Below are 16,031 nucleotides of genomic sequence, written 5' to 3' on the forward strand. Positions count from 1 at the left end.
TTGTGTCATCTATCGGGCGGGTATTAAGAGCGTTAAATCGCTGGCTGGGCTGGGTCCTGGTTATTGTCATCCTGACGATCGCGCTATTGACTGTTGTTGTCAGGCAGCTACTGCCCGGGGTCTGGGATTACCGCACAGATATTGAGCAGTACCTGAGTGGTCGCTTGCACACCGAAGTCACTATTGGCGAGATTAATGCCAGTTGGGAGGGCCGTTTTCCCCGGCTGTTGTTGCAGGATGTGGTGATTGCCGATCACCGTTCCCACAATATTGGTCGGATCGAGCTGGGGCAGTTGGTGCTGGGGCTCAATCCGGTCAGTAGTCTGCTCAAGTGGCAGCCAGTGCTCAGCAAGGTGGAGATCTGGTCGCTGCATACGCAGGTAAAGCTGGTGCGCTGGCCTCATCCGGCGACGACTGACGCAAGCACTGCAGCATCAGATTCCGCCACTGATCCCCTGGCAGCTCTCTGGTTGCAACCGCATATATTTTTTTACGATACTCAGGTTGATCTGACGCTGCCATCGGGTAAACAGCTGTTGCTGCAGAGTGAACGGATCAACCTGGAAAACAGTCGCCGCCAGCATCATTTCGCCGGGGAACTGCAGGTGACGTTTGAGCAACGCCTGGCGTCAGCCACGCTGCGAATTGAATCGGACAGCTATCAGTTTGATCCGAAAACCACCAACTTTGATTTTTATCTGAAACTGGCAGGGGTTGATACTCCGCTGCTGGATGCCGCCCGGGAGCTGTTTCCGGTACCCGAGACACTTGAACAGCTGGAGCTGGCTGCAGAGATCTGGGGAAATTGGTCTGAAGGGCGCCTTACCCGGGTGTTTGGCGGCCTCGATACCGGAAGGTTACAGCTGCTCACCGCGCAACAGGCGATGCCGGAACTGTCGATAAGGGATCTGACCACCCGCTTTGCCCTGTTACAGCCTGAGCGGCGCAACTTCCAGTTGCAGGTCGATGATTTTTCCGCCCTGATTAATGACCAGCCACTGGCGTTCCCACGGTTGGTGGTTAACCGTCAGCAGGGCCGGATCGCTTCGCTGGCGCTGGCGGAGTTTGATATTACAGCCGTCGGTCAGTTTATCGGCAAACAGCCGTTCCTGCCGGAACCTCTTAAGGAGGTGCTGGACCGGGTGGCTCCGACCGGAGTAATCCGTAACCTGGTGGTTGAGTGGCCCGAACCTCCATCGGCGCTAACGGCGGATTCTGATTCAGAGGGTGACAAGCCGGATAGCTCTGGGGTTGATAACCCGGTAACGCCGTTGGTTAACGCTCAGGGGTCTGAAATCCAGAGCACAGTCTCTCAAGGTTCAGTCTCTCAAAGCACAGTCTCTCAAAGTACAGTCGCCCTGAATGCTGAAACCGGTACTCCGGAAACAGCAGTGATCATGACGCAGGAGGAGACGCAGACAGAGTCGCAGACGAAAGCTTCTCCTGAGGATAAGGCGCAGGACTGGACTCAGCTGAGCCTGCAAGGGGATCTTGAGGATGTCGCCTTTAACGCTGCGTACGGTGCGCCGGCTATGTCCGGAGTGACGGGACTGCTGCAACTGGAGTATGCTCAGGAGGGCTTACAGGGGCGAATCGATCTGGAGAGTGATCGGATGGGGCTTCATTTTCCAGAGGTGTTCGATCAGGGCTGGGAGTTCAGTGCCGCTCGCGGCACCACCCATATCAGTCTGGCAAACAATACCCTGCACCTGAGCAGTGAGCATGTCACACTGCATAAATCTGGAATCAATGCCAGTGGCCGGTGGAGTCTCTATCTGCCACTGGAGCATGATATTCAGAGTGAGCTGACGCTGCTGATCGGCGTAAGAAACTCAGATGGCAGTCTGGCGCCTGAACTGATCCCTGACCATGAGATCGACCCGGGGATTAAACAGTGGGTGGCTCAGTCTGTTAAGCAGGGGCAGTTGAAGCAGGGGGGATTTGTGCTGCATACCGGTACCCGCAGTATCCCCTCGCGTCAGCCACCGACCGTGCAGATGTTTATGGATATTGCCGGGGCCGAGGTGGATTATCAACCTGGCTGGCCGGCAGTACGCGCAGCCGATGCTTCGTTACTGCTGCGGGATCAGGGGTTGGCAATCAGTGTCAGTGACGGGCTGATCCGCGATAGCAAAATAGAGCATGGCTGGGTCTATCTGCCGCCTGCGTCTCATGATCTGCATCTGATTGCCGCGGTTAATGGTGACAGTGCGGATATTGGCAAAACCCTGCTGGAAAGCCCTGTGCTGGGTGCCGGCAATGACGAGTTGCAGAGCTGGCAGCTCAGTGGTGCGGCTGATACCCGTCTGAAGCTTACGATCCCCTTGAATGGGGGAGAGCCGGCTGTTGATGTCAGCAGCGATTTTTCTGATCTGAAACTGGTATCTGCAAGCCGTGATCTGACTATCAGTAAACTGGCAGGGCGTATCGGCTATCAGAATGATGCCGGGCTGTATGCGAAGTCGCTGACGGGGAAGTTTTTTGATCATCCACTGAGTGCATCGATTGAAACAACCGGGAAAAAGCAGGCTGAGAGAATTACTGTGCGGTTGAAATCATCGATTACGATGGCCCGGTTGAGAGAGTGGAGCGGTATCGATATGCTTGCGGTGGCTCAGGGAGATCAGCCCTATGAAGCCGATCTGGATATCTGTATCCGTGCAGATTGCTCCGGGCTGACGGTGCGGTCAGACCTGAAGCAAGTAGCCCTTGAGCTCATTCCACCCTACAGTAAATCTCCGGGAGAGGCTTTACCCTTTCTGTTGCGCACCGATTTTGAGTCACCTCAAACCTTTAATATCAAAGCCGGTGACCAACTGAGCGGGTGGTTGCAACTTGAACAGGGGCGGTTTAGCCGGGGACAACTGGTATTGGGTATGGGGGATGCACGACCAACCGCTTATGAGGGGTTGGAGATCACAGGCCGTCTTAACCGGCTGGACTATGAACAGCTGAATACCATGCTGCAACGGGCAGGTATTATGACCGGCTCAGCCTCATCCGTTGCCAGCGATAGTCAGCGACAAATGATTGCGGTGCAGGGGAGCCTCGATGTAGCGGAACTGAGATACTCTGATCTGCTGATGAAAGATGCCAGACTTTCGCTCCATCGTCGTGCTGACAGCTGGGGTGTCGGAGTCTCGGGAGCCGACCTTCAGTTGCAGGTGACGGTCCCCGATAGTGCTGCGATTGCGCCGCAATTGCTGTTTGAACGGCTCAATCTTGACGCATTGCTCTCTCAGCGAACAGAGGCCGAGGATCAACAGGCAGTATTAATTCCAGAGCAGGTTGTTGCCGCCATTCAGCCGGGGGTGTTGCCCGATCTGGATATCGATATCCGCGATCTGATTGTGAAGGAGAAGCGCTGGGGAGGCTGGCGTTTTAATCTGCGAAACCGGGGCGATAACACCTATATCGAGAATATTGTGGGTCAGCTAACAGACCTCAGCGCCCGGGGCGATATCGTCTGGCGGCCGGGCGAGCCGAGTCAAAGTGAGATGACGCTCAGAATTGAAGCCAAGGACCTCGGTCGGGCACTGAAAAGTGCCGGATTTGCCAAAGTGTTGGAAACGGAAAAAACCGAGGCCGATCTACAGCTTCAATGGCCGGGGGCTCCATGGGAGTATGCGCTTGCCAGTTCCGATGGCAGTCTGAAGTTTGTCGCCCGCAACGGGCGCTTAATTGAGGCCGGTAGTGGTACAGGAATATTGCGGGTGTTTGGTATTCTCAATATGAATGCGCTGGGGCGGCGTCTGAAACTGGATTTCGCTGATCTGTTTGCCAAAGGTGTCAGCTTTGACCGGATGGAAGGGAATTACCGCATGGCGGATGGTGTGGCGTCTACCAATGAGCCTTTTGTGATGCGTGGGCCTTCTGTTGATATGGCGATGAGTGGCGATATCGACCTGGTAAACGAAACAGTGAATCAGCAGATGGCAGTGACACTGCCGGTAACCGATAATATACCGCTGGCGGCCGTGTTGTTGGGTGCACCGCAGATCGCCGGACTGGCATTTCTACTGGATAAGCTGATCGGCGATGAGGTTAAAAAAGAGTTTGCCACCGTGACATACACGATGGAGGGTGACTGGAGCGATCCGAAAGTCGAGCTGCTGCAGAAGCCTGAGGCCGCCAGAGAGGCGACCAATCTTAAATAGGGGAACACTCAGTCCCGATACGCTACCGCCTTACTTTGGGGTTATACGCCCGCTCTTTCACGCAGATATTTAAACAGTTTTCTCGAGGCGGCTGGCGGTTTATCGAGGCTGGCCTCTTTCTTCGCGTTGCGTATCAACTGACGGAGGTGCTGGATATCCGCACCGGAATCCTCCTCCAGATAGGCTTCCAGATCGGTATTGTCCCCCAGAATGAGGCGGTCACGCCAGCGTTCCAGCTTATGAAATACCTGTAGATGAGCCTGTTTACCGGCTTCAAAGCGGTCGATAGCAGTTTGAATTTCATCGGCATCTTCAGCCCGCATCAGTCGGCCGATATATTGCAACTGCCGTCTGATTGCTTCTGAACGGGGCTGCAGGCGTTGCGCCTCTTCTACCGCCGCCCGCAGGATATCACTCATCGGCACTTTGGATAGCTGCTCTTTGTTTAACTCAGGCAGCCGTGCTCCCAGCGCCTGCAGCTCTTCCATCTCCCGCTTGCGGCGGGTTTTTGATATCCACTCTTCATCAAATTCGTGGTCGTCGCCAGGGAGAAAATCGTCATTCTGACTCATATAGATCTCTTATGTGGTCGGCTCTAGCTATAGAAAAAAGTTGCCAGACCGAGGAATGCAAAAAAACCGACTACATCAGTAATCGTGGTTAACAAAACGCTGCCCGCCAGGGCCGGATCAATCCCCCAGGCTTTCAGAACGATGGGTAACATGGTACCAGCCAGGGCCGCTGCGAACAGGTTAATAATAATAGCACAGGCGATAATGATGCCGATGGTCAGATCCTGAAACCAGATGATGGCGATGGCGGCAACGACCAGCGCCCAGAGTATACCATTGAGAGCGCCAACTACCATTTCCCGGTTTAACAGCCAGCCAGCATTAGAGCGTTCAACATGTCCCAGCGCCTGTCCGCGGATCATCAGGGTCAGTACCTGACTGCCGGCAATGCCTCCCATGCTGGCAACAATCGGCATCAGCACCGCCAGTGCGACCACCTTGCCGATGGTTTCTTCAAACAGCCCGATCACTGCGGAGGCCAGAAACGCTGTAATCAGATTGATCCCCAGCCATACCGCCCGGCGCCGGGTCGTTTTCATGATCGGTGCGAAGGTATCCTCATCTTCGTCCAGACCCGCCATGCTCATCAGCGAGTGATCTGCATCCTCACGGATAACGTCGACCACGTCATCGATTGTGATCCGTCCCAGCAGTTGCCCCTCTTCATCGACAACCGGAGCAGATACCAGATCTTCCTGCTCAAACAGCTTCGCCACCTGGGTGTCTTCCATATCCGCCGGGATAGGGGATTTGTCGGTCACCATCATCTCCCGCACCGTGCTGGAAGGGTCGCTGACCAGCATCCGGGTGAGGGGCAGACTGCCGATATAGGTGTCTTTACGGCTGACGACAAACAGTGAGTCAGTCATATCCGGCAGTTCAGCGTGACGGCGCAGGTAACGCAGTGCTGCCTCAATGGTGATGTCTGGCCGGATGGTGATGGTATCGGTGTTCATCAGACCACCGGCGGTATCTTCCGGATAGGAGAGTATCTTCTCCAGTCGCTCCCGGTTCTGGTGATCCATCGACCGCAGCAGCTCATGCATCACTGTTTCCGGCAGTTGCTGCATCATATCGGCCAGATCATCGGTTTCCAGCGATTCGGATATCGCCAGAACCTCAGAGGTATTCATCTTGCTGAGAATTTCAGACTTTACATCGTCCCCCAGCTCCTGCAGCACATCCGCCTCAATATCTTTATGGATCAGGCTCCATAGCAGACGTCGCTCTTTCGGTGGCGATTTCTCTATCAGATGTGCAACTTCAGAGGGGCGCAGGGTTTTATTCAGGGTATAGCGTATCTGTCTGAAGGCCCCCTCTTCGAGGGCTGTATTCAGCTTATCCAGTTCGCTCTCGTTTGTGCTGGCGTTCATGGCCGGACCCCCGGTCAGACAGATAGAGACAGAATGCCTTACAGGCGGGCAGTAATTACCGGAATTACCGCAACATATTCATTTGTGAGGCATTATAGCGTATTGGTTTTAAAGGAATAGGGTGCGACGGTTATTCTTCTTCGTCAAACCGGTTATTGATCAGCAATTCGATGGCATCCATCGCCTGTTGCTCATCTTCCCCCGAGGTGGTGATCGTCAGTTCAGTGCCTTTACTGGCGGCCAGCATCATGACTGACATAATACTTTTACCGTCGACTTGACGGCCATCCTTGGTGAGCTGAATATCTGACGAGAATGAGCTGGTCACATTGATCAGTTTAGCAGCGGCACGGGCGTGCAATCCCAGCTTGTTGATAATGGTGATCTGTTTTTCCAGCATCGGTTAATATCCTTGGTCAATTGAGCTCTCGATGTCTAATCTGGACATTATCCATAGTTGCCCGGAAATGGCCAGCAAGACGTTCACTGAGAAATACCGAGCGGTGCTGGCCGCCGGTGCAGCCGATACCTACGGTGATATAACTACGGTTATTTTTTTCAAACAGAGGCAGCCATTTTTCCAGAAAGCCGGTAATATCGGCCAGCATCTGCTGTACTTCAGGCTGTTGCTCCAGAAACTCAATGACTGGCTGTTCCTGGCCGGTATATCCGCGCAATTCAGGGACCCAGTAGGGGTTTGGCAGGCAGCGTACGTCAAAGGTGAAATCAACATCCAGTGGAATGCCATGCTTATAGCCGAAAGACTCGAACTGCAGCGACAGCTCCTGCTCCTGGCGCCGGGCAACCCTCAGTTTGATGCTGTCTCTCAGCTCATAGAGCGACAGACGGGTGGTATCGATGCGGATTGCCGCCAGATCTGAGACCGGCTCTAATAACTGTTTTTCATAGCTGATTGCTTGTTGCAACCCCTGTGAGTCATCCGACAGCGGGTGTTTGCGGCGGGTGGCGCTGTAACGCTGTAACAGGGTCGTTTCTGAACTATCGAGATAGATGACTTCGCAATCCAGTCTGCGGGTTTCACGCAGACGTTTATAGATGTCCGGAAACTGTTTCAGATTGCTATGCTGGTTGCGGGCGTCGATGCTGACGGCAAGCTTATTCGGGTGATCCGGATCGCGGAGTATCTGATTGACCAGATCTGGCAATAGTGGTGCCGGAAGGTTATCGATACAGTAGAAGCCAACATCTTCCAGTGCCTGCAGAGCGGTAGATTTACCTGAGCCTGAGCGTCCACTGATGATGATCAGCTTCATCCGGTTTATTCCTGGCTTGATTCGGTCATGGCGTCGTAAAGCGCTTCTGCTGTGGTGGCGCTGCGCAGTTTTTCGCGAACCCTGGCCTGACTGAATAATTCGGCGAGTCTGGCCAGTGTTTGCAAATGCTGATCACAGGCCTCAGAGGGGACCAGCAGGACAAACAGCAGGTCGACTGGTTTACCATCCACCGCATCAAAATCGATCGGTTCGATGAGCTGAATCAGCAAGGCCGTGGCCTTTTGACACTCATCCAGACGGCAGTGAGGAATTGCCACGCCGTCACCGATACCGGTGCTCCCCAGTCTTTCCCGGCCTAACAGACCTGCAAAAATGGTTTCGGCTTCCAGTCCCGGATGTAGTTTTACAATCTCCTGGCTGGCAATTTCGAGGATACGTTTTTTGCTTCCTCCCTCCAGAGCACAGAGTGCTCCGGAGGGCGCTAATAATTCGGAAATTAGCATGTCTGATAGTTACTTGTGAGTTTTCATCTTTTCTTTGTGTTTGATGATCTGACGGTCAAGCTTGTCAATCAGGCCATCAATCGCCGCGTACATATCTTCCTGCTCATCAGACGCAAACAGCTGTCCACCGGCTACATGTACATCGCCTTCCGCTTTCTGGCGGGTTTTTTCTACGCTTAAAGTTACCTGTGCATTGGTAATATTGTCGAAATGACGCTCAAGTTTCTCAAATTTGGTCTGAACATAGTCGTTCAGTGAATCTGTCAGTTCAACGTGGTGACCCGTAATATTGATCTGCATGGTAATCTCCTAGTGTTGTTGTACCGGTGTGATAGCCGGTTCCCGTAAATATTAAGCCATTAAACCAGACGCTTGCGTTCATTAGAAGGTGGAATGCTAAGCGATTCGCGGTATTTTGCAATGGTTCTGCGTGCTACGTTGATCCCCTGATCCTCAAGCAACTGGGCAATTTTGTTGTCGCTTAAGGGTTTAACGGGGTTTTCGGCGCTCACAAGTTTCCTGATCAGCGCCCTGATCGCGGTGGATGAGCAGGTGCCGCCATTCACCGTTGTGACATGGCTGGAGAAGAAATACTTCAGCTCAAAAATCCCTCTGGGGGTATGCATATACTTCTGTGTGGTGACCCGGGAGATGGTTGATTCATGCATCTCAACCGCTTCAGCAATATCGTGCAACACCATCGGCTTCATCGCCTCTTCACCATGCTCCAGAAACGCCTCCTGGCGGGTGACAATCTCCCGTGCAACCTTCATCAGGGTGTCGTTGCGGCTCAGCAGGCTTTTAATAAACCAGCGGGCCTCCTGCAAGTGGTTTTTCAGATAGGTGTTGTCGGGACTGTTGTCGGCGCGCCGGATCAGATCAGCGTAACTGTCATTGATACGCAGTTTAGGTGCCACTTCCGGATTGAGTGTGACCTGCCAGATCCCCTTTTCTTTGTAGACCAGTACATCGGGGATGACATATTCGGCTTGCGAGCTGGTGATGATCGAACCCGGTTTGGGGTTCAGTGTTCTGATCAGGGCGATCGCCTGTAGTAACTGTGGTTCCCGGATCCGGGCTTTGCGCATCAACTGTTTATAGTCGTGGCTTCCCAACAGGTGGATATATTGAGTGACGATTTTCAGGGCTTCTGCGCGGTATTCGGTGCCTTCAGGAAGTTGCTGCAACTGAATCGCCAGACATTCACTCAGATCGCGGGCGGCAACGCCGGGAGGGTCAAACTGCTGGATCCGGCGTAACACCGCTTCGATCTCATCCAGTTCAATGCTGCTTAGCTGCTCATCTTCCTGGCTGTTGAAATGTTCGAGAATGGATTCCAGCTCTACGGTCAGGTAGCCGTCGACATCGATGCCGTCGATGATATTGGTGGCAATCAGCTGATCCACATCGCTCATGGGGGTCAGATTCAACTGCCAGTTAAGATGATCCTGCAGGGTTTCATCGGCGGTATCATTGGACTCCATCTCCATATCAGAGAAATCATGAGAGGAGGAAGATGAAGAGCCGGATGCGGTCTGAAAGGTATCTTCCCAGTTGCTATCTGTTGAAAGTTCATTAGGGATATCGTCGTTCCAGTCACTGTCAGCGGCCTGGATCTCTTCGGAGTCAGCCGTTTTGGCTGTTGCCGATACCGATTCATGGTTGCTGACTTCAGAATCGGCAGCATCCTGCTCTGAGCTGCTGTCAGCGGTAGTATCATCTTCACTGACCTCCAGCATCGGGTTCGATTCGAGAGCTTCCTGTATCTCCTGCTGCAGATCAAGCGTAGAAAGCTGCAGTAAGCGTATCGCCTGCTGCAGTTGTGGAGTCATGGTCAGATGCTGACCCATTTTTAGTTGTAACGCTTGTTTCATAGAAAGTCGCTTTTACCTGTTACAGCCTGAATTGCTCACCCAGATAGGCTTCCCTGACCTGTTGGTTCGCAAGTATATCCTCTGGCGTTCCTTCGGCAAGAATATAACCTTCACTTACAATATATGCCTGTTCGCAGATATCCAGCGTCTCGCGAACATTATGATCGGTGATCAGTACTCCGATTCCCTTACTTTGCAGATGTTTGACCGTTTGTTTGATATCACTGACAGAGATCGGGTCGACACCGGCAAAGGGTTCATCCAGCAGGATGAATGTCGGTTCTGTCGCCAGTGCCCGGGCGATCTCTACCCGCCGTCTTTCTCCGCCTGACAAACTCATTCCCGGGCTTTTGCTCAGATGAGTAATATGAAACTCCTCAAGCAGTTCTTCCATTTTCTGTCTGCGCTGCTGGCGGTTCAGCTCTTTGCGGGTTTCCAGAATCGCCATCAGATTGTCATGGACGCTGAGTTTACGGAAAATGGATGCTTCCTGAGGTAGATATCCAATCCCTTTTCGGGCTCTGCCGTGCATCGGTTCCCGGGTCAGATCCTGATGGTCAATTTTAATCCGTCCCTGGTCTGCATCAACCAGCCCTACAATCATATAGAAGCAGGTGGTTTTTCCGGCCCCGTTAGGTCCCAGCAGGCCGACAATCTGGCCGCTGTCGACACTCATAGATACATCTTTTACTACCGCGCGGCCCTTATAACTTTTTGCGAGGTTCAGTGCTTCTAATCGGCTCATTGGTTATTGAGATCCCCGGAGGTCGCTTCAGGCCCTGGCGTGTCATCCTGAGCTGGCTCCTGATCTGGGGCTTTTGGCTGGATAATCATCTGCACCCGCTGTCCGTTGGCACTGTTATCACTGAATGCATTGACTGTGCTTTTGTTCATATCATAGATAATCCGGTTGCCACTGAAGCTGTCGCTACCCTGAGAAACTTTAGCCTGGCCGGTGATTTCCAGCTCTTTGGTACGAATATTGTAATGCAGAACTTCTCCGTATGCATGAGTTACTTCTTTGTTGGCAGCGGGGCGTTGCTGGAACTCTGCCGGACCGCCTTTGGCGATGATGCTGGTGACACTTCTGCCTGACTGTCTCAGCTCAATGCTGTCGCCGGTCACTTTCATGCTGCCCTGAGTTAACAGGACATCGCCTTTATACAGTGTGATGCCGGTCTGATCATTGCGAGTGGCACTGTCCGCGGTGATGTGAATCGGCTGGCGGGCGTCATCAGGCAGGGCCATCGCCATAGGCTGCCAGCTTATCAGCATTGCGCATAAGGCTTTGGTCAGACTGTTAATCAACATGATATACCCCGGTTACTTCAGACAGGAGGTTAAGAATGCCACTGTCGGTGTTTATTGTCATGCCAACACTGGTGGTTGTGCCGGAGCTGTTTGAGATAACCACCCGGGCATCTGTACGGGCCAGGCTTTGCTGTGGCAGGATGGTTAAGGATTCGGTTTTCAGGGTGGTCGCCATCTCAGTGCCTGCGTTATCCTGAAACACCACCTGGCCATCGAGAATCACTTCATCATCGCTGTCGCTGATGATCCCTTTCAGGCTGCTGACGCTGCGGTTGGGCTGGTGGGCGTTATAGATCAACATCTCGGGATTGGTTACCACGGTTTGCTGCAAGCCGGGCTGGTGCTCCAACTGAGTGGATTTCAGCTGTTGTTGCAATATGCCGGTACTGCCATAGTCCCTGATCTGGCCATTAACAATGTAGTAATCAGCTAGCTGGTAGGCAGGATTGGGCTCTTTCTTGAGCCGGTCTGGGCGGCGCTCACTATCCATACCCAGATAGATAACGGCGGGTATCAGGATGGCGGCCGCGGCGGCCAGTCGTGCGCGTCCGGTCAGCATTCAGAGGTACTCGCGATACAGGGCTTCAAGCTTGCCCTGGCCTGCTAATATGGTTTCGCAAAACTCACGCCCAGCCCCTTTGCCTGCAGTCCGGCTGGTGCACCAGTCAGCGTGTGCCGCGACAAACTGGTGACCACCATTAACCGTTGCCCCAAAGGCGACGGCGCGAATGGCTGCCAGGTCAGGCAGATCGTCACCAATATAGGCGGTCTGTGCGGCGCTGAAACCGGTGTCTTGCCAGAGTTCCTGCAGGGCGGTGAGTTTATCCTCCCGCCCCTGATAGAGGTAATCGATGCCCAGCGCTTCGGCGCGCCGCTCTACCTGAGGTGAGCGGCGCCCGGTAATAATAGCGCTTTTGATGCCAGCCTGGGAGAGTAGCTTAATCCCCAGACCGTCCAGAGTGTTGAAGTTTTTTACCTCAGTGCCGTCAGCGAGAAAATTCAGTTTGCCATCGGTGAGTACGCCATCAACATCAAAGACCGCCAGTCTGATCTGTTTTAGCTGCTCAATCAGCGCTTCGCTCAGCCCCTGAGTCAGTTTGTCTGTAAAGATTGCAGGCATCAGATAACTCCTGCTTTAAGCATGTCGTGCATGTTCAGGGCGCCCACCGGGTGTCGTTCGGTATCGAGCACGATCAGGGCATTGATCTGTTTTTCCTGCATGATCTGCAGCGCTTCGGCTGCCAGAATGTCACTGGTGACCGTGGTGCACTGGGTTGTCATCACTTCAGTGATAGGGGTGTTTTTCATATCCACATCATGATCAAGGGTACGGCGCAGGTCACCATCGGTAAAGATCCCCTGGAGAACTCCGTCCCGATTGATGACAGTTGTCATGCCCAGTCGTTTACGGGTAACTTCCAGCAGGGCGTCATTGAGCATGGTGGAGTCGCTGACTCTGGGAATATCATCACCGCTGTGCATGATATCTGAGACTTTCAGCAGCAGGCGGCGACCCAGACTTCCGCCGGGGTGCGAAAAGGCAAAATCTTCAGCACTGAAGCCGCGGGCTTCCAGCAGAGCAATGGCCAGTGCATCACCGATGACCAGCGTGGCAGTGGTGCTGGAGGTAGGGGCCAGACCGAGAGGGCAGGCTTCCTGGCTGATGGTGACATTCAGATTAGCATCTGCGCTACGCGACAGTGTCGATTGCGGGTTGCCGGTGATGCTGATCAGAGGGGCCTTCATCCGCTTGATGAGGGGCAGTATCGCAAGTACCTCATTGGTTTCCCCTGAATTTGACAGCGCAATCACAACGTCTGACCGGGTGATCATCCCCAGATCCCCGTGGCTGGCTTCTCCCGGATGCACAAAGAAGGAGGGCGTGCCGGTGGAGGCCAGTGTGGCAGCGATTTTATGACCGATATGGCCGCTTTTACCCATTCCGGTAACGATCACCCGGCCTGTGCATTCCAGTGCCAGTTTACAGGCCTTTTCAAAGTCACCATCGAGGTAGGTGAGCAGGTCATTTACGGCATCCCGTTCCATCTCTATGGTACGCTTGGCGGATGCTAAAAAGTCCAGTTCGTTATTCATAGTGCTGTGGTTACCGCTCTGTGTTCATTGCGCCAGGGACTCTGTGTCGGGTTCGAAGCGCTCTGGCTAAAGCGGGCTGTCGCCCGGCCCGTGGATTAAGTGTTCATATTGTATAGCAGTGCAAGATAGCCTGCATAGGCTGCCAGCAACAAGCCCCCCTCAAATCGGGAGATCTTGGGTGGTCGCTGATAAAGCGCCAGGGCTGTCAATAACAGGGTCAGTCCCAGTGTGGTGCCATAGTCACGCCAGAGGACAACGGGCTCCAGTGTGATCGGAGCCAGCAGTCCCGGCACCGCCATTACTGCGGCAATATTGAAGATGTTTGAGCCGACGACATTCCCCAGTGCGATATCGGTGTGGCCCTTCAGGGCGCTGGCGACAGACGCTGCCAGTTCTGGCAGGCTGGTGCCGATAGCAACGATGGTCAGGCCTATAACGAGATCACTGACGCCGAGAGAGAGAGCGATTTCGGTGGCTCCCCACACCAGAAGCCGGGAACTGGCCGCCAGCAGAGTCAGGCCGGCGATCAGCCAGAAAATGGCCTGGCTGAGAGGAAGTTCCGGGATCTCATCCTCCTCTTCGTGGATCTCATCGCCTTCCGAGTTGCGTTGGAAACGGGTGAACAGGTAGAGGCAGCCAGCCAGTGACAGGCAGAGGAGTATGGCGTCCAGTTGTCCAAGGTAGAGATCATAAAGTACGCCGCCTGCCAGAAGTGTGATAACCAGCAACAGGGGGATCTCCTGTTTGAGCACCTTGGAGCGTACGGGCAGCGGGGCGATCAGTGCGGTAATACCCAGTACCAGACCTATGTTGGCGATGTTTGACCCCAGCGCATTACCCACCGCCAGGTCGCCAGCGCCGGTGGTGGCGGCCATCACTGAGACCAGAATTTCTGGCGCAGAGGTGCCGAAGGATACCACGGTCAGGCCGATGAGCATGGGCGACATGCCCGCATTTTTGGCGGTGCCGGCAGCGCCAATAACGAAACGGTCGGCACTCCAGACGAGAATAATAAAACCTGCTAATAAAGCGATAATGGGGTATAGCATCGGGTTGTTTGTTCAGCTTTGGTTAAAACGGAGGCCTATTTAATGAATAATCTGATTCATGTGCAAGCGCTAGTGACAGCTGTCGCTGATTTTATTCAAGTTTAATAGCAAGAGTGTTATAGTCTGCACGCTTTTTTTTATGGAAATATGGCGGTTCTGAGCCAATTGCATTCTGTCAAACGGTTTCAGGTTTTATCGGATGCAGGGGCAGCCTCATTAACCAGGAACTCTTTGCCGCCCTGATTGAGTCATCGTTACTATGGATTTTTTTGACGATATCATTATTGATATTAAACAACTTACCTTTAGCAGAGGCGAGCGCTATATCTGTAAGAATATGGATATACGCATCCCCCGGGGTAAAGTGACGGCGATTATGGGGCCCAGCGGTACCGGCAAAACGACTCTGCTGAAACTGATCGGCGGGCAATTGAAGCCTGATTCAGGTTCGATCTTGCTCGATGGTGATGATATTCCCCGTCTGGGGCGCTCAGAGCTGTTTGATGCGCGGGAAAAAATGGGCATGCTGTTCCAGAGTGGGGCCCTGTTTACCGATATGACGGTATTTGAAAATGTTGCCTTCCCTATACGGGTGCATACCAAACTGCCGCAGGATATGGTCCGCGATATCGTGTTAATGAAGCTCCATGCGGTTGGCTTGAGAGGGGCTGCAGAGCTGATGCCCAGTGAACTATCCGGAGGTATGGGGCGACGTGTTGCACTGGCCCGTGCGATTGCCCTGGATCCGGCGCTGGTGATGTATGATGAACCTTTTACCGGGCAGGACCCGATCGCGATGGGGGTGCTGGTAAACCTGATCAAGAAACTGAACCAGGCGCTGGGGCACAGTAGTATTATCGTTTCCCATGATATTAAGGAAACCCTCAGTATTGCTGACTATATCTACATTATTGCCGATGCCGATGTGATCGCGCATGGAACGCCGGAACAGCTGAAACAGAATGACTCTGATCAGGTGCGGCAGTTTATGCGAGGCTTGCCAGATGGCCCGGTGCCGTTCCATTTTCCGGCCAGCGATTATGAAACCGAACTGATGGAGGGGCGTTGATGACAACGATAGTCAATAATCTGGCTCTTCTTGGGCGCTTTGCGCTCGACAGAATCGCCGCCGTTGGTCGTTCCGGCATGATCCTGATGCATGCGATAGTTGCCCGGCCTCAGCCGCTGATCGCTTTCCCGCTGCTGATACGTCAACTGTACTCAGTGGGCGTATTATCCATGGTTATTATCATCGTCTCCGGGTTGTTTATTGGCATGGTGCTGGCTTTGCAGGGCTATACTATTCTGGTTGATTATGGCACTGAACAGGCTGTCGGACAGATGGTTGCATTGAGTCTGGTGCGTGAGCTGGCCCCTGTTGTGACTGCGCTGCTATTTGCCGGTCGGGCAGGATCTGCCCTGACTGCCGAGATCGGCCTGATGAAAACCACTGAACAGCTGTCCAGTATGGAGATGATCGGTGTTGATCCGCTGCGACGAATTATTGCGCCGCGTTTCTGGGCGGGTGTTATCAGTCTGCCGATTCTGACGATGATATTCAGTGCTGTCGGTATCTGGGGTGGATTATTAGTAGGCGTGGAATGGCTGGGAATCTATGAGGGGTCATTCTGGTCGAATATGCAGAACTCGGTCGACTTTTTTGATGATATAGGTAATGGCCTGATTAAGTCACTGGTGTTTGGTCTGGTGGTGACCTGGGTTGCGGTGTTTCAGGGGTACGATTCGGTGCCAACCTCTGAAGGTATCAGCCAGGCGACCACCAAAACGGTGGTCTACTCATCCCTCGCCATTCTTGGCCTTGACTTTATTTTGACCGCTTTGATGTTTGGAGATTTGTAACAG

General features: G+C 53.4%; 16 protein-coding genes. 3 read left to right on the forward strand and 13 right to left on the reverse strand.

Annotation, left to right across the window (positions count from 1 at the left end; translation table 11 throughout):
• Positions 1–2: 2 nt before the first annotated feature.
• Entirely contained in the window at positions 3–4,157 is a 4,155-nt protein-coding gene (locus JW499_RS22855; protein ID WP_205211187.1) for a YhdP family phospholipid transporter, read from the forward strand.
• Between the two features lie 41 nt (positions 4,158–4,198).
• Here the strand turns inward: JW499_RS22855 and yjgA are convergent, their stop codons facing one another.
• The 13 genes from yjgA to JW499_RS14030 form a co-directional block, all read right to left on the reverse strand.
• Positions 4,199–4,729, reverse strand: coding sequence for a ribosome biogenesis factor YjgA (yjgA, locus tag JW499_RS13970; RefSeq protein ID WP_205211188.1), 531 nt, complete (start codon positions 4,727–4,729; stop codon positions 4,199–4,201).
• A 23-nt stretch (positions 4,730–4,752) separates the two neighbouring features.
• Entirely contained in the window at positions 4,753–6,102 is a 1,350-nt protein-coding gene (gene mgtE, locus JW499_RS13975; protein ID WP_205211189.1) for a magnesium transporter, read from the reverse strand.
• Positions 6,103–6,232: 130 nt separating this feature from the next.
• The gene (locus tag JW499_RS13980) at positions 6,233–6,502 is read right to left on the reverse strand and encodes an HPr family phosphocarrier protein (protein ID WP_205211190.1); all 270 of its coding nucleotides are present in this window, start codon (positions 6,500–6,502) and stop codon (positions 6,233–6,235) included.
• A 16-nt stretch (positions 6,503–6,518) separates the two neighbouring features.
• Positions 6,519–7,376 carry an RNase adapter RapZ gene (rapZ, locus tag JW499_RS13985; RefSeq protein WP_205211191.1) on the reverse strand — a complete coding sequence of 286 codons (858 nt, stop codon included), beginning with the start codon at positions 7,374–7,376 and terminating at the stop codon, positions 6,519–6,521.
• 5 nt (positions 7,377–7,381) lie between these two features.
• A complete protein-coding gene (gene ptsN, locus JW499_RS13990) occupies positions 7,382–7,840 on the reverse strand; it encodes a PTS IIA-like nitrogen regulatory protein PtsN (RefSeq protein WP_205211192.1) in 459 nt (152 codons plus the stop codon).
• A 9-nt stretch (positions 7,841–7,849) separates the two neighbouring features.
• On the reverse strand, positions 7,850–8,140 hold the full coding sequence (gene hpf / locus JW499_RS13995) for a ribosome hibernation promoting factor (protein ID WP_091357689.1): 291 nt from the start codon (positions 8,138–8,140) through the stop codon (positions 7,850–7,852).
• Positions 8,141–8,199: 59 nt separating this feature from the next.
• Positions 8,200–9,714, reverse strand: coding sequence for an RNA polymerase factor sigma-54 (locus JW499_RS14000; RefSeq protein WP_205211193.1), 1,515 nt, complete (start codon positions 9,712–9,714; stop codon positions 8,200–8,202).
• Between the two features lie 19 nt (positions 9,715–9,733).
• Positions 9,734–10,459: an LPS export ABC transporter ATP-binding protein gene (gene lptB, locus JW499_RS14005; protein WP_205211194.1), complete on the reverse strand. Its 726-nt coding sequence runs from the start codon at positions 10,457–10,459 to the stop codon at positions 9,734–9,736.
• A complete protein-coding gene (gene lptA, locus JW499_RS14010) occupies positions 10,456–11,025 on the reverse strand; it encodes a lipopolysaccharide transport periplasmic protein LptA (protein WP_232846413.1) in 570 nt (189 codons plus the stop codon). Before lptA ends, lptB begins: the two co-directional genes overlap by 4 nt.
• Entirely contained in the window at positions 11,015–11,584 is a 570-nt protein-coding gene (gene lptC, locus JW499_RS14015; protein ID WP_205211195.1) for an LPS export ABC transporter periplasmic protein LptC, read from the reverse strand. The genes lptA and lptC overlap by 11 nt, the downstream gene beginning before the upstream one ends.
• The gene (locus tag JW499_RS14020; RefSeq protein ID WP_232846414.1) at positions 11,585–12,145 is read right to left on the reverse strand and encodes a KdsC family phosphatase; all 561 of its coding nucleotides are present in this window, start codon (positions 12,143–12,145) and stop codon (positions 11,585–11,587) included.
• On the reverse strand, positions 12,145–13,119 hold the full coding sequence (locus JW499_RS14025) for a KpsF/GutQ family sugar-phosphate isomerase (RefSeq protein WP_205211196.1): 975 nt from the start codon (positions 13,117–13,119) through the stop codon (positions 12,145–12,147). Before JW499_RS14025 ends, JW499_RS14020 begins: the two co-directional genes overlap by 1 nt.
• Positions 13,120–13,214: 95 nt before the next feature.
• Positions 13,215–14,168, reverse strand: coding sequence for a calcium/sodium antiporter (locus JW499_RS14030; protein WP_205211197.1), 954 nt, complete (start codon positions 14,166–14,168; stop codon positions 13,215–13,217).
• A 259-nt stretch (positions 14,169–14,427) separates the two neighbouring features.
• Here JW499_RS14030 and JW499_RS14035 point away from each other — a divergent pair, with 259 nt between their 5' ends.
• The gene (locus JW499_RS14035) at positions 14,428–15,237 is read left to right on the forward strand and encodes an ATP-binding cassette domain-containing protein (RefSeq protein WP_205211198.1); all 810 of its coding nucleotides are present in this window, start codon (positions 14,428–14,430) and stop codon (positions 15,235–15,237) included.
• The gene (gene mlaE, locus JW499_RS14040) at positions 15,237–16,028 is read left to right on the forward strand and encodes a lipid asymmetry maintenance ABC transporter permease subunit MlaE (RefSeq protein WP_205211199.1); all 792 of its coding nucleotides are present in this window, start codon (positions 15,237–15,239) and stop codon (positions 16,026–16,028) included. The genes JW499_RS14035 and mlaE overlap by 1 nt, the downstream gene beginning before the upstream one ends.
• The last annotated feature ends 3 nt before the right edge of the window (positions 16,029–16,031 follow it).

It is taken from the genome of Amphritea pacifica, assembly GCF_016924145.1.
GTDB lineage: Bacteria > Pseudomonadota > Gammaproteobacteria > Pseudomonadales > Balneatricaceae > Amphritea > Amphritea pacifica.

Coding starts and splice junctions, on each gene's coding strand:
- yjgA (WP_205211188.1), bottom strand. CDS start 4,729: ATGAGTCAGAATGACGATTTTCTCCCTGGCGACGACCACGAATTTGAT.
- mgtE (WP_205211189.1), bottom strand. CDS start 6,102: ATGAACGCCAGCACAAACGAGAGCGAACTGGATAAGCTGAATACAGCC.
- JW499_RS13980 (WP_205211190.1), bottom strand. CDS start 6,502: ATGCTGGAAAAACAGATCACCATTATCAACAAGCTGGGATTGCACGCC.
- rapZ (WP_205211191.1), bottom strand. CDS start 7,376: ATGAAGCTGATCATCATCAGTGGACGCTCAGGCTCAGGTAAATCTACC.
- ptsN (WP_205211192.1), bottom strand. CDS start 7,840: ATGCTAATTTCCGAATTATTAGCGCCCTCCGGAGCACTCTGTGCTCTG.
- hpf (WP_091357689.1), bottom strand. CDS start 8,140: ATGCAGATCAATATTACGGGTCACCACGTTGAACTGACAGATTCACTG.
- JW499_RS14000 (WP_205211193.1), bottom strand. CDS start 9,714: ATGAAACAAGCGTTACAACTAAAAATGGGTCAGCATCTGACCATGACT.
- lptB (WP_205211194.1), bottom strand. CDS start 10,459: ATGAGCCGATTAGAAGCACTGAACCTCGCAAAAAGTTATAAGGGCCGC.
- lptA (WP_232846413.1), bottom strand. CDS start 11,025: ATGTTGATTAACAGTCTGACCAAAGCCTTATGCGCAATGCTGATAAGC.
- lptC (WP_205211195.1), bottom strand. CDS start 11,584: ATGCTGACCGGACGCGCACGACTGGCCGCCGCGGCCGCCATCCTGATA.
- JW499_RS14020 (WP_232846414.1), bottom strand. CDS start 12,145: ATGCCTGCAATCTTTACAGACAAACTGACTCAGGGGCTGAGCGAAGCG.
- JW499_RS14025 (WP_205211196.1), bottom strand. CDS start 13,119: ATGAATAACGAACTGGACTTTTTAGCATCCGCCAAGCGTACCATAGAG.
- JW499_RS14030 (WP_205211197.1), bottom strand. CDS start 14,168: ATGCTATACCCCATTATCGCTTTATTAGCAGGTTTTATTATTCTCGTC.
- JW499_RS14035 (WP_205211198.1), top strand. CDS start 14,428: ATGGATTTTTTTGACGATATCATTATTGATATTAAACAACTTACCTTT.
- mlaE (WP_205211199.1), top strand. CDS start 15,237: ATGACAACGATAGTCAATAATCTGGCTCTTCTTGGGCGCTTTGCGCTC.